This is a genomic window from Deltaproteobacteria bacterium, from assembly GCA_018668695.1.
GTDB lineage: Bacteria > Myxococcota > XYA12-FULL-58-9 > XYA12-FULL-58-9 > JABJBS01 > JABJBS01.
Genome location: JABJBS010000100.1, coordinates 35,748 through 48,976 on the forward strand (window position 1 = coordinate 35,748; position 13,229 = coordinate 48,976).

The following is a 13,229-nucleotide window of genomic DNA, read 5'->3' on the forward strand; positions in this document are numbered from 1 at the left end:
GTATCAACGCTGGGTTAAAGGTAGGGTCTGTCTCATTAAACCAAGACAGGTGCTCCTATTGTCACCGGAAGTTCTCCTTTTCCACCTTCCAAGAAGTGTAGAGATCGATAACGTGTCTTTTTAGACGTGCTCAAAGGGCAACCATGACTCAAGCAGCAAGCTTACAACCGAACACCAAGCAACCCGAGGTTACCCGGTGGCGTATTAAAGTGTTTACCGCCACTTGGCTTTCCTACGCGGGCTTTTATTTCTGCCGAAAAGGGTTTGGAATCGTAAAACCGGAGCTCAAAGGAAACTTTGGCTTCACCGATATGGATCTTGCCAATATCTGGGCGGCCTACTTAATGGCCTATATGTTGGGGCAGTTTTTATCTGCTCGGCTTGGGCAAAAATTCGCGTGCCGTCTCCTGATTCTCGTGGGCATGGCCATATCTCTCGCTGCCAATATCGGGATTGGCTTTGTCATCGATGCCGGAACCGCCGCCTACTATCCTCTCATGAGCTTCATGGTCATCAACGGCTTCGCACAGGCAACCGGTTGGCCAGGTAATATCGGCGTTCTTGCCAAATGGAGCGTTCATTCCGAGCGTGGTAGACTCATGGCTTGGTGGGGCACCTGCTACCAAATTGGTAGCATTCTGGCCAAACACTTCGCAGCATTCATGTTGGCCCTCTTTGGAATCAGCTGGTCGTTCTGGGGTGCCAGTGTCATCTTGATGGGAATCTGGATTGTTTTTTACTTCTGGGGCAAAGAAAACCCCATGGAGGTTGGCCTTCCAGACTTTGTCGAAGAAGTGGATACCAGCGACTCAAGCGAAACGAAAAGCCGAGTGCTGCCATGGAGTGAAGCGATCAACATCGTCTTTGCCATGGGCCTCTTGTACTTTTGCTTCAAGTTTCTTCGCTACGCGCTCGATAGTTGGGCACCGATGCTTCTGGGCGAATCCTTTCCAGATCTCGACACTGCCACCGCCGGCCACCTTTCCACCATCTTTGATTGGGTTGGGTTTTTAGGCGTAATCGTCAGCGGCTATGCTTCGGATAAGCTTTTCAAGAGTCATCGAACACCCGTCATTTTCATCATGAGTGTGGGTACATTTTTTGCGACACTCTCGCTCTACTTGGTGGGCGGAACGCAGCTCTGGCTCTTTGTTCTACTCTTAGGACTCATCGGCTTCATGATGATGGGACCAGACTCATTGCTTTCGGGCACCGCTGCTATGGATGTTAGCAGTAAAGAGAAAGCCGTTGTCGCCAGCGGTATCATCAACGGACTTGGGTCGATTGGGCCTGTGATCCAAGAACTGGTCATTGGTTACCTCAAGACAAACCATGGCCAAAATTCAGTCTTTTTACTTCTTGCGGTGATCGCCGGAACAAGTGTGCTCGGCTGCGGATTTCTTTGGGGCTACTGCAAGCGCCAAAACCTTGCTCTTTAAGTCAGCGGTAACTCAGCCAGCTTACGCGCCATTCTTTCAAACAGACTTCTCTTTGGATCATCGCCTCTAAAGACGAGTCGAAAATAATCATTCACGGGCGTGACCGCCGGCATGATGATCTGAAGACGTCCTGCATCGATATCCTCTTGCACAAAATACTTGGGCAACACAGCAACGCCGTCTCCTTGAACAACCAAGGAACGTATCGCAGCGATGGTTCCAACACGGCGAATGAAACCAAATCTCATGCTGTCCATACCCCCCGGAGCATCGCGCCAGTAGCGAAAAAGCGGCAAGGATTCATTGATATCAATCAGTGTATGGTTGGCGGCTTCACCCGGTTGTTCCAAAAGATTTTCTTCTAAGAGTTCCGTACTCCCAACGAAAACGTATTCTTCAACATGAAGCTGAAAGGCATCCAGACGAGGATCCATCATTCGGCTTGATGTAATGGCGCAATCAATTTCCAAAGAAGCACTGTGAGCCAAAAGATCTAGACCGGAACCAAAATACAGATGAATCGTTAAATGGGGCAGCTCCTCCTTGAGTACAGCCAACGCCGGGACCACCCAGCTCAAACCAAGCTCATGACGGGTTCCCAAGACAATTTCCGTAGGAGGCGGCTCAAGCTCGCCGCGGCCAGCCCGCACACACTCCTGGGCTGCCTCGAGAGCATGCTGAGCATGGGGAAGAAGAGCCAAACCATGCTCTGTGAGCGTCACGCTGCGTGTTGTACGGTGGAAAAGCTGGTGCCCCATCAACTCTTCAAGCTGGCGAATGCGTTGGCCCAGCGCCGCCGGAGTGAGGGCTACAGCCTTCGCAGCTGAGCGGAAGTTTAGAAACCGGGCTGCTTCAACGAAACAACGCAGGGAATCTAGAGATGGTGTTGGATATGCCATTATGTTTATATATAATTGACGAACAATCGAGTAAACAGAATATTCCTATTTGAAATGATTAAATCGGTCACACTAAAGGTCTTAGTCATTGCCGCTACTCATTGCTCAAGGAGAACATCATGTCGACGAAACCTTCCCCAACTAGGCGACAGTTTATTCAAAAGGCGACCGCCATCACTCTGGGAACAGTCCTCGTGCAAAGCTGCGGAGAATCCAACCCTGTCATCACCGAACCAAGCCCGAGTGAAAGCGACCCTACAAACCCCGGAACGCCTGACCCTACATCTCCAGATGCTACAGATCCCACTGCGCCGGACGCGGCCGATGCATCTGACCCCACATCGCCAGATGCATCAGATCCCACTGCGCCAGAGCCCACCGATGCGGCCGATGCAACAGATCCCAGCACAGACGCCACTGCGCCAGAAGACATCTGCGAGCTAACATCCTCCGATATTGAGGGTCCCTTTTACCGCGACAACCCTCCATACCGGGCCGAACTGGTCGGCGAAGATGAGCCTGGCCGACCTCTGGTGATTTCAGGAACAGTCTTTGCCGCTGATTGCCTCACACCTTTGGTCGGCGCTGTGGTCGACGTTTGGCATGCCGATGATGCCGGTGACTACGATAACTCAAGTGATGCATTCCGAATGCGTGGCCAAATGACAACCAACGAAGATGGGTACTACGAATTTACCACCATCCGGCCCGGTCGCTATCCCAATGCTGGTACCTACCGCCCCGAGCATATTCACTTCAAAGTGACTTACCAAGCTGGTGCCTCCGATACGGCAAGCCTTACCACTCAGCTCTACTTTGAAAACGACCCGTTTCTAGAGGACGATCCATGGGCAGTCCCAGAGCGAACCATTCCCCTTTCAAATCAAAGTGAAAATGAGTTCGTAGGTAAGTTCGATGTGGTTTTACCGGTTACGGCCTGAGGGCTCAGAGAGGCCGACTTGGGGCCAAAAGGGTTTCTGAAATCTTCAAATTAATCAGACTCATCGTTCTCAGAGTCCTCGCCCATATTCAACTTTTGCAAACGGTAGCGAAAGCTTCGAAACGATAGCCCCAAAAGTTCAGCGGCTCGCTTTTTCACGCCACCGGTTCGGCGCATCGCTTCCATGATGAAGCTAAGTTCAATCTGCTGCAGACGCCCTTCGAGATTCACACCTTCTTCCATGAACTCTAGAGGATCTCCCGACGGATCAGAGGCTTTTTGTAATATTTTCTCTGGCAGATCTTCGCGCTGAATAAACTCTTCAGCCGCCAAAGCCACCGCCCGTTCAATGCTATTTTCCAGCTCACGCACGTTACCCGGAAATGGGTAACAACAAAGCGTAGCCATAGCGTCGGGCGCTATTCCACTGATTTGCTTCTCTGCATCGGTAGCATACTTGGCAACAAATCCACGGGCGAGCATCGGGATATCTTCTGCTCGCTCTCGTAAAGGGGCAACCCTTAGGCGTACAACATTGAGCCTGTAAAATAAGTCTTCGCGAAACGCTCCCTCACCGACCATTTCCTCGAGGTCACGGTTGGTTGAAGCTATCAACCGGATGTCCACGTCTCGCTCTTTATCGTCTCCCACGCGCCGAACCCGTCGTTCCTGTAACACACGAAGTAATTTCACCTGCATGGACAATGGCAGTTCACCAATTTCATCCAGTAGAAGCGTGCCTCCATTGGCCGCCTCAAAAAGTCCATCGCGAGCTTTAGAAGCCCCCGTGTAGGCACCGGCCACGTGGCCAAAGAGCTCTGCCTCGATCAAAGATTCAGGAATCGCTCCGCAGTTGATGGCAATAAAAGGTCCAGTCTTACGAGTACTGGCGTCATGAACTGCTCTTGAGACAAGCTCCTTGCCCGTGCCACTTTCACCTTCAATCAAGACATTGGATTTTGTAGGAGCAATCTTCGCAATCATCTTAATCAATGCACGGGTGGCACTGCTTTGGCCTAGAATTCTATCGGTCGTTATTCGCTGGTTAAGCTCAAGAGAGAGTTCTCGGTTCTCACGAACCAGCTGTACTTTCTCCAAAGCCTTCGTACTCAGAGCCGAGAGTTCATCCACTTTGACCGGTTTAATTTGATAATCGTAAGCCCCAAGTCGCATCGCTTCGACCGCGGTCTCAGTCGTTGCAAACGCGGTGAGCATAATTGTTTGGGCATCAACTTGGCTTTCTTTGACAGCCTTGAGAACATCGAGCCCCGAGCCGTCCGGCAATTTCAAATCTGTAATCACGAGATCGAATTGGGCATCACGGCAACATTGTTGAGCTTGAGCGTAGGTGGCCGCAAGCTCCACTTCGTGGCCTTCGCCTTCCATGAGAATTTGCAGAAACTCTCTCATGGAGAGTTCATCGTCTACTATGAGTAATTTCGCCACATGGACATCGTAGCTCTTGGTGTTTAACCACTCAAGCTAAGCGCAGAAAACAAAGATTTTAATCTCGGCTTATTTTTCTAGCCTCTTCGCGAACGGGCAAGCGCCCTAACCGTGTCATTTGTCCGCCGGCATCTCCCGGCAAATCATCACGAGCAGATAAGACCACTTCCATTCGCGTCCCCTCATCGGGCTTCGAGTAAACCTCGATTCGGCCGCCGTGCGAGCTGACAATCCTGTGGCATATGCTCAAACCTAAACCCGTACCGCCTTGCTTCGTCGTTTTGAAGGGTTCAAATATTTCATCTCTTAGCTCTGCAGGAATACCGGGTCCCTCATCCACGATGGCAATAACCACCATACCCTCACGTTCCTGAACAATCATTTTCACAGGTTTGCCGTCTGGTGATGCTTCCACTGCATTGCGAAGTAAATTCCACAGAACCCGGCGTACCTGCCCTTGGTCAAAGCGTACAAACAATCGGTCGGGTAGCTCCAGCTTGAGGCTGTGACGTTCCCAAGCCGGATCGTGGGATACAGCTTCCGCCACCTCTCGGCATAGCCCTGGGACATCGACCATCGTTTGAACCGGAGGCGTCGGTCTCGCAAAAATAAGAAACTCTTCAACGAGCCGGTTCAGGTGTTCCACTTCACGCAAAACGATATTGCTAAGCCGTAATTGCTTGTCGTCGCCCTCTTCGAAATAGCGCGTTAAAAGCTCAACCGAACCCGACATAGAAGCCAATGGGTTTCTCAACTCATGGGCCATCGCGGCCGCCAATTCCCCAATGGATGCAAGCCGCTGTTTAATGCGTAAATCTTCTTCCAGAATTCGAATCTCCGTACGGTCCTCCAAGACCAAGAGAGTGAGTTCTTCGTGCTCATCATCTTCGCTCTCATCATCGGGTTGTACCGGACATCGACTAAGCGCAAGAGAGACTTTTCGCTCTGCTATTTCAACTTCAACTTCACCAAAACTCTCATGGCGCGTTAAGAATCCGCGTAAGGAAAGAGGAACAACACTGCCGACCAGCTGATACATGGGCATCGCCAAAATATTCGAAGCTGCTTTATTGGCGGTTCGAATTTCCATCAATTCGTTGACTGCAATAATCCCCAGTGGAAGCGACTCTACCACCGCGCTGTGTAAATCACGCGCTCGAGCAAGGTTTTGTTGAGCGGTACTTGCCAGTAATCTGGCTCTTTCCAAAAGCTCCGCCAGGTAGCCCGACAAAAGTCCCACCAGATAAAAAGCGCCCATATGCACCCCAACCTGGAATGCAAAATCTCTTACGGGTGGAATAGGCGTTAAGCCCGCTGTGGCAACACCGTAAAGCTGGAGCACCAACTGAGCGCCATAGATCACGCTGCATGCCGAGGCTAAGGCAATGGCTGCGCGCTGCCCCCCAATGATAGAACCATCGAGAATCGCGAGTAGGTACAAAAACGAAAATGGGCTGGCGATACCGCCGGTACCCTGAACGAACATCAAGGCAAAAAGCACCGTTCCAAAAAGGTACAACCGGCTCAGCACAACAGGCTTCGTCCCTTTTTTGAGCAAAATGCCGACAACCAGAACCATGAGGTAGGTTCCGATGATCACCGCATAAAGCAATAAAGACGTACGGCGCTGAGGCCATTCAAAGTAATCTGCAAGGAAATTAAGGGTAAGAAGAACGGTGGCAATCACCGCCCTGAAGACGAGAAGCCAAGGTAAGCGTCGCTGTAAAGCAGCCTCTCGCTGAACCAACCCCATCATCGATACCTGAGGTTAAGAACCAATTGAACCGGCCATGGAGAAAACAGGCAGGTACATCGAAATAACAAGTCCACCGAGTAAGACCGCAAGAAATGCCATGATGGCAGGTTCTAGGAGACTCATCATCGTACCGATCGCGTCATCGACTTCATCATCGTAGAAATCTGCAATTTTATTAAGCATTGTATCCATCGCACCGGTCGATTCACCAACTGCAATCATTTGCACAACCATCGTGGGAAAGACTTTCATCTCGCCCAATGATTGCGCCATAGCCTTACCCTCACTGATTCGAGCACGAACCGTTTGCAGTCCGCTCTCAATCACAACATTTCCGGCGGTACCGGCTACAATATCAAGTGCTTCTAAAATGGGTACACCCGACGCAAGCATCGTTCCCATCGTTCGCGTAAATTTAGCGACCGAGACTTTCTTAACAAGAGGCCCGAAAATAGGTGCCTGCAGGGCAAACTCATCAAAGAGTCGCCGTCCCTGTTTGCTCTTAATAAAAGAATAGGCTGCCGCAGAACCACCAATGAGGGTACCAAAAATCAAGAATGTATTATCACGGGTCCACTCACTCATATCGACAACTACTTGAGTCATGCCCGGCAATGCCTGCCCGAAATCCTCGAACATGTTTTGGAAAACCGGGATAACATAGATCAAGAGAACCAGTGTCACCAGAAGCGACACGCCCAGGACCAATGAGGGATAGATCATTGCCCCTTTGACTTGCTTTACAAGCTTCGCATTTTTTTCAATGTACTCTGCAAGTCGGTTCAAAATCGTATCGAGAATACCACCGGTCTCACCGGCTTCAACCAAGTTCACGAAGAGGCGGTTGAATACCTTGGGGTGTTTGCGCAATGCATCGGCCAGTGTCGAACCGGATTCAACCGATTGCTTTACCGCGATGACGATTTTCTTGAAGTCTGGGTTCTCCATCTGAGTGCCCAAAATATCTAGACATTGAACCATCGGGAGTCCGGCATCAATCATGGTGGCGAACTGACGCGTAAAAACCATCAGGTCTTTGGGTTCAACACCTGTGGCACCTGGCATCCTGATAATGATTTCGGTCGGTTTTTTGCGAACCTTCACAACTTGAAGCTGTTGCGCACGCAACCGCTGTGTAACCAGGGCTGAGGAATCGGCTTCCATTTCGCCGGAACGGGTTTCCCCGACTCTCGTTTTGGCTTCCCAGATGAAAACTGCCATGTTTCCCCTTTTCCGCGGGCATTCTTAAAACTGTGTTACCCGAGGATCCAATCTTTTATCAACCAACGTCTTACCGCAGCATCCGTTCCAGTTCCTCGAAGTTGGGACTGCGCGATAACGCGTCCTCCGCGAGAACTGTTTTGTTTTGAATCAAATCGTAAAGACATTGATTCATCGTCTGTGTTCCATATTTTGCCCCACCCACTTGAATGTGTGAATAAATTTGATGAATTTTCTCTTCACGGATGAGATTTCGCACCGCAGCATTGGTCACCATGACCTCTGTTGCCAGGACTCGACCTCCGCCAATCTTGGGCAAAAGTTGCTGACTCATCACGCCTTGTAGGACAAATGAGAGCTGCGCTCGCACATGAAGGCGTTGATATGTGGGGAATACATTAATAATTCGATTGATAGTCTGCACCGATGAATTGGTGTGCAGGGTCGCGAAAACCAAGTGCCCTGTTTCACTGAGCGTCAAAGCTGCCTCAATGGTTTCCAGGTCGCGCATCTCCCCGATGAGAATAATATCGGGATCTTGGCGCAGAACATACTTGAGCGCTTCCTTAAAGCCTGCCGTATCGTGCCCAACTTCGCGCTGGTTGATGAGGCACATCTTATGCGGATGCAAATACTCTATGGGGTCTTCAATCGTGATGATGTGACCACGCCGCTCAGTATTGAGCATGTGAATCACCGAAGCCAGAGTCGTGGATTTTCCGGAGCCCGTGGGCCCAGTAACGAGTACCAAACCTGATGAGCGCCTGCCCAACTGTCGCATCGAGTCAGGGATACCCAGCTCTTTCATGGTTGGGACTTCAAACGGAATTTTACGAATGGCGGCAGCAACGGCTCCTCTTTGCATGAAGAAGTTGGCTCTAAATCTCGCCATGTTCTTCAAACCAAAAGAAAAATCGAGTTCTTTTTCCTCTTCGAATTTCTCACGTTGCTCTTCAGAAAGAACCGAAAAACACAGGCGCTGGGTGTCACCAGGCCGAAGAGCTTCTGTTTTTAATGGAGTCAACGCCCCATCAATACGCAGCTGAGGTGGCGAGCCTGTGGTGATATGAAGGTCACTGGCTTCATAATCCATCATAGCTCTTAAAAGAGCGTGCAGGTTCAAACCATTGCTTGAACTATCCGTAAGTTCCTCGCCCATAAACCCCTTAATCGGCAGCCGACACGCGCGCGACTTCATCCGCCGTCGTCATGCCTTCAAGCATTTTCCGAACGGCTGACTGTCGTAAGGTACGCATGCCCATACGAACGGCTTCGGATTTTAGTTCCGCCGTCGAAGCTCCATTCAGAAGCATCTCTTTGAGTTCGTCGTGCATGGTCATCACTTCGTAAACAGCAACCCGTCCTTTGTAACCAGTTTCTGAGCACGTGTGACAACCTTCTCCCCGTTGAATTTTCGCGCCTTCAATTTGGGCGGGGCTCATTTGCAAATCGACCAGCGTTTGCGGATTAACGGTTACCTCGACCTTGCAGTCACTGCAGATCTTTCGGCAGAGTCGTTGAGCCACAACCGCATTCAAACTGGCGGTAATCAAAAACGGCTCAACACCCATATTTAATAATCGAGAAACAGTAGATGGCGCATCATTGGTGTGAAGCGTTGATAAAACCAAGTGACCCGTAAGCGCCGCTTTAATCGCGATCTCAGCCGTCTCAAAGTCTCGAATCTCACCAACCATGATGATGTCTGGATCTTGTCGCAGAAAGGAACGCAGCGCTGACGCAAAGTTCAAGCCGATATCATCGTGCATCTGCACCTGATTGATCCCGTTTAAGTTAAATTCCACGGGATCTTCTGCAGTCGAGATGTTTTCAGTTGTTTGGTTAAGCTCTGAAAGGGCCGAATACAAAGTCGTCGTTTTACCGCTTCCCGTCGGCCCCGTGACCAAAACCATTCCGTAAGGCTGGTGAATACCGTGCAGAAAAGAATCCAGCGAATCTTGCTCAAAACCAAGCTTAGTCATATCCAGCTGCAGATTGCTCTTGTCTAGGAGTCGTAAAACAACCTTTTCGCCAAAAAGCGTCGGTAGCACGGAAACCCGAAAGTCCATCTCGCGGCCCTTACCAAGCTTGAGCTTGATACGACCATCTTGAGGTAAACGTCGTTCGGCGATGTCCAGCGAACTCATAATTTTAAGTCTCGAAATAACCGCATCACGTAGCTTCGGTGGCGGACTCATCACCTCATAAAGCGCACCATCAATGCGGTAACGCACACGAAATGTTTTCTCGTAAGATTCAACGTGAATATCAGAAACGCCCTTTTTGATAGCATCAATGAGAATCAAGTTAACGAGTTTTACGACCGGTGCATCTTCAGCACTCCGTTCTAAATCGCTAACATCAATTGAATTTTCATCAACATCGAATTCGATTTCTTCTTCATCAAATTCTCGCATCACCGCGTCAAGCGACATCGCGACGTTGCCAAGGTAATACCGCTCAATGGCACGTGCTACTTGGCTTTCGTTGGCAACCACAACCTCTACGTTGTAGCCGCTCAAGAATTTGATATCGTCGATTGCGAAAATATTGGATGGATCTGCCATCGCTACAACCAGCGAAGGACCTGCCTTATGCACCGGAACGACTTGGTGCTTAATCGCCACATCTTGGGGCAAAAGCTTGATCACATCAGGATCAATTTCAAAGTCGTCAAGATTGATCGAAGGTACATGATACTGACGCGAGAGAAACTCTAGAAGTTTACCCTCCTCAAGCATTCCCAGTTTGACCAGCGAGGCTCCGAGGCGAACTCCAGAGCGACGTGTTTCAGACTGCGCTTCTTGCAGTTGTTCAACGCTGATCATGCTTTCGCGAACCAGCAGTTCTCCTAAACCCGCCATAGTATAGGGCTCCTCCATCCCTGAACATCTTTGCCTAAACATCTAAAGCGGACAGACCCCACCCGGGGAATGCCAGCTCGGCCCAAACAGTGTACCCCGTAAGACCACCATCGTCCAAAGATGTGCAAATATTCAAAAAAACGATGACGCAGCAGGTCATTAAAGTGGCAAGGTAGGCAAAAAAAAAGGGGCTTGATAACCAAGCCCCTCTTTAGAATCTAACAATCTAGACAAACTAGAAATTATGAACTCATGGAGTCCAAAAATTCTTGGTTGGTCTTCGTGCCCTTCATCTTGGAAAGTAAGAATTCCATAGAATCGATGACGTTGAGTGGGTGAAGCAGCTGACGCAGAATCCAAACGCGGTTCAAAACGTCGGCGCCCAAAAGCATTTCTTCTTTTCGAGTTGCTGAACGGTTGATGTCCATACAAGGGAAGATACGCTTTTCCATGAGCTTACGATCAAGGTGAAGTTCGCAGTTACCTGTTCCTTTGAATTCCTCAAAGATAACTTCATCCATACGAGAACCTGTATCCACAAGTGCAGTACCGATGATGGTCAGTGAACCACCTTCTTCAACGTTACGTGCAGCACCGAAGAAACGCTTTGGCTTGTGCAGAGCGTTTGAATCAACACCACCAGAAAGAATCTTACCTGATGGAGGAACAACAGTGTTGTATGCGCGAGCAAGACGGGTCACGGAGTCGAGAAGAATGACAACATCCTTACCGTGCTCAACAAGACGCTTGGCCTTCTCGATAACCATCTCAGCAACCTGAACGTGACGCTGTGCTGGCTCATCAAATGTAGAGCTTACAACTTCACCTTTTACAGAACGCTGCATATCGGTAACTTCTTCAGGACGTTCGTCAATCAAAAGAACGATCAACATCGATTCTGGGTGGTTATGAGCAATGGCGTGAGCCACGTTCTGCAAGAAAACTGTTTTACCTGCACGTGGAGGTGAAACGATAAGTGCGCGCTGGCCTTTACCGATTGGTACCAAAAGGTCCAAAATTCGCGTGGACATCTCGCCACCGGGGTGCTCCATGACGAAGCGTTCGGTTGGATAAAGCGGCGTTAGGTTGTCGAAAAAGATACGCTGACGAGCCTTCTCAGGTACTTCATGGTTCACCGACTCAACCTGAAGCAATGCATAATATCGCTCAGAATCTTTAGGTGGACGAATAAGTCCAGCAACAGTGTCACCAGTCTTCAAGTTCAAACGGCGAATTTGCGAAGGTGATACGTAAATATCATCTGGACCTGGCAGATAGTTATAATCAGGTGCACGAAGAAATCCAAAACCATCAGGCAATGTTTCAAGAACGCCTTCAGAGTAGACTTTGCCGCCCTTTTCAGTCTGCGCCTGTAGAATTGCAAACATCAATTCCTGCTTACGCATTCCTGCCAGCCCATCAATATCCAGCTTGGCTGCATACTTAGCCAGCTGCTGAGGCTTCATTTTCTTTAATTCATTAAGATTGATGACTTCATCATCACTTTTCACTGACTTTGCTTTTGCTTCTGCTTTTGCCATGGAATGTTTCTCTGATGCCGCGTGATGATTGCCTCAAAAGCGGCGATGGGTTGGGTGCTCTAAGCACTTTGTTTCTGTGTGGGTTTGGCTGAAGAGAACGGGTGTCTCCTCAGGCCTTCTTTAAACCTCGATTATAGGTAAATGACTCAGACGGAAGTGAACCCGCCAAGTTGCGAGAGCTTAGTCGCACCCCGAGGGGTCGCTGGTCAAGCAAAAAATGACAGGAAGTCTTTCTAGCTCTTCGGTTTGCTACGTCGTCGCACATAATATTTTTTATCGATGAAGAATTCGTCCGCCAAGACAGGAGCCACCGCCGTCGCGGCCGAATCGACCCGCCATTCACGATCCGCCAAGACTTCGGCGGCTCGGCGCTGAATACGTGGCCCGGCTGAGTCATCAGCCAAAAGTATTCCCATTTTAGCGGCATAGACTTGCTGAACCTCCGATTTCAGGGTTCCTGCGTCGGCAATCTTCTCAAGAAGATCCATCACAGCCCAGCGGATATCGTCGGAATGATCCTCGACGAAAGGCGCAAGACCGGCAATAACGCCTTCATTTTCGAGATAGTCGGCCAATTGCCAAACGATCTGCAGTTTCGCTTCAATCGCCCGGTAAGCATCTGGGCCGTGACCATGAAGCACGGTCAAAAAGAAATCTGCCGATTTCTCAGGACCTTGAATCCGATGATAAGCACGTAACGCATAGGTCAGCTGTTTGCCGGTTCGGATGTAAAGCTCCAAGGGCTCAATCGCGAGCTTACCCATGTCAACCATCTGATTTTCAAGCCATTTTTTCTCATCCTCATCGGCGATACCGCCGTTGGAATTGAACGCAAATCGCTTTAAAACCGCCTGTAATGCAGCGGGTTGCTCATCGTCGAGCAAGCGGCACATCTCGCGCTTTCGCACATCTGGTTGGCAGTATGGGTTACACACCAACTTCGTTATTTTTTCGATCTTTTTCTCAGATAGAGGCCCACCGCCGAATAAATTCTTCAAAACCATGGTCTGCTCCTTATGGCGCTGCAGATAGCACACTATTTATGAGATGCACCCTCAAAGAACTCAGGATTCGCGATTTTTAGGAGGAATTTCAAAAAATCCAATAAGATCACGATAGAAGA

The 13,229-nt window shown here is 49.6% G+C and carries 10 protein-coding genes; 2 read left to right on the top strand and 8 right to left on the bottom strand.

Going from position 1 to position 13,229, the window contains the following annotated elements:
- The first annotated feature begins 143 nt into the window (after nucleotides 1–143).
- Nucleotides 144–1,439 (top strand): MFS transporter, encoded by a 1,296-nt coding sequence (locus tag HOK28_05655; GenBank protein MBT6432556.1) that lies wholly within the window; start codon nucleotides 144–146, stop codon nucleotides 1,437–1,439.
- Here HOK28_05655 and HOK28_05660 read toward each other — a convergent pair.
- Nucleotides 1,436–2,338 carry a LysR family transcriptional regulator gene (locus HOK28_05660; protein MBT6432557.1) on the bottom strand — a complete coding sequence of 301 codons (903 nt, stop codon included), beginning with the start codon at nucleotides 2,336–2,338 and terminating at the stop codon, nucleotides 1,436–1,438. The two genes, HOK28_05655 and HOK28_05660, sit on opposite strands and share 4 nt — an antisense overlap.
- Before the next feature lie 119 nt (nucleotides 2,339–2,457).
- Between HOK28_05660 and HOK28_05665 the strand changes: the two genes are divergently transcribed.
- A complete protein-coding gene (locus HOK28_05665; GenBank protein MBT6432558.1) occupies nucleotides 2,458–3,279 on the top strand; it encodes a hypothetical protein in 822 nt (273 codons plus the stop codon).
- Between the two features lie 50 nt (nucleotides 3,280–3,329).
- Here HOK28_05665 and HOK28_05670 read toward each other — a convergent pair whose 3' ends face one another.
- The 7 genes from HOK28_05670 to HOK28_05700 all read right to left on the bottom strand — a co-directional run bounded on the left by HOK28_05670 (nucleotide 3,330) and on the right by HOK28_05700 (nucleotide 13,110).
- Nucleotides 3,330–4,688, bottom strand: coding sequence for a sigma-54-dependent Fis family transcriptional regulator (locus tag HOK28_05670; GenBank protein ID MBT6432559.1), 1,359 nt, complete (start codon nucleotides 4,686–4,688; stop codon nucleotides 3,330–3,332).
- A 94-nt stretch (nucleotides 4,689–4,782) separates the two neighbouring features.
- Nucleotides 4,783–6,480: a GHKL domain-containing protein gene (locus HOK28_05675; GenBank protein MBT6432560.1), complete on the bottom strand. Its 1,698-nt coding sequence runs from the start codon at nucleotides 6,478–6,480 to the stop codon at nucleotides 4,783–4,785.
- Nucleotides 6,481–6,492: 12 nt separating this feature from the next.
- Nucleotides 6,493–7,701, bottom strand: a complete 1,209-nt coding sequence (locus HOK28_05680; protein ID MBT6432561.1) for a type II secretion system F family protein — start codon at nucleotides 7,699–7,701, stop codon at nucleotides 6,493–6,495.
- 70 nt (nucleotides 7,702–7,771) lie between these two features.
- The gene (locus HOK28_05685; protein MBT6432562.1) at nucleotides 7,772–8,860 is read right to left on the bottom strand and encodes a type IV pilus twitching motility protein PilT; all 1,089 of its coding nucleotides are present in this window, start codon (nucleotides 8,858–8,860) and stop codon (nucleotides 7,772–7,774) included.
- Nucleotides 8,861–8,867: 7 nt separating this feature from the next.
- Nucleotides 8,868–10,565, bottom strand: a complete 1,698-nt coding sequence (gene pilB, locus HOK28_05690) for a type IV-A pilus assembly ATPase PilB (protein MBT6432563.1) — start codon at nucleotides 10,563–10,565, stop codon at nucleotides 8,868–8,870.
- Between the two features lie 242 nt (nucleotides 10,566–10,807).
- On the bottom strand, nucleotides 10,808–12,106 hold the full coding sequence (gene rho, locus HOK28_05695) for a transcription termination factor Rho (protein ID MBT6432564.1): 1,299 nt from the start codon (nucleotides 12,104–12,106) through the stop codon (nucleotides 10,808–10,810).
- Between the two features lie 233 nt (nucleotides 12,107–12,339).
- Nucleotides 12,340–13,110: a hypothetical protein gene (locus tag HOK28_05700; protein MBT6432565.1), complete on the bottom strand. Its 771-nt coding sequence runs from the start codon at nucleotides 13,108–13,110 to the stop codon at nucleotides 12,340–12,342.
- Nucleotides 13,111–13,229: the final 119 nt, after the last annotated feature.

Coding starts and splice junctions, on each gene's coding strand:
- HOK28_05655 (MBT6432556.1), top strand. CDS start 144: ATGACTCAAGCAGCAAGCTTACAACCGAACACCAAGCAACCCGAGGTT.
- HOK28_05665 (MBT6432558.1), top strand. CDS start 2,458: ATGTCGACGAAACCTTCCCCAACTAGGCGACAGTTTATTCAAAAGGCG.
- pilB (MBT6432563.1), bottom strand. CDS start 10,565: ATGGCGGGTTTAGGAGAACTGCTGGTTCGCGAAAGCATGATCAGCGTT.
- HOK28_05700 (MBT6432565.1), bottom strand. CDS start 13,110: ATGGTTTTGAAGAATTTATTCGGCGGTGGGCCTCTATCTGAGAAAAAG.
- HOK28_05675 (MBT6432560.1), bottom strand. CDS start 6,480: ATGATGGGGTTGGTTCAGCGAGAGGCTGCTTTACAGCGACGCTTACCT.
- rho (MBT6432564.1), bottom strand. CDS start 12,106: ATGGCAAAAGCAGAAGCAAAAGCAAAGTCAGTGAAAAGTGATGATGAA.
- HOK28_05685 (MBT6432562.1), bottom strand. CDS start 8,860: ATGGGCGAGGAACTTACGGATAGTTCAAGCAATGGTTTGAACCTGCAC.
- HOK28_05660 (MBT6432557.1), bottom strand. CDS start 2,338: ATGGCATATCCAACACCATCTCTAGATTCCCTGCGTTGTTTCGTTGAA.
- HOK28_05680 (MBT6432561.1), bottom strand. CDS start 7,701: ATGGCAGTTTTCATCTGGGAAGCCAAAACGAGAGTCGGGGAAACCCGT.
- HOK28_05670 (MBT6432559.1), bottom strand. CDS start 4,688: ATGAGAGAGTTTCTGCAAATTCTCATGGAAGGCGAAGGCCACGAAGTG.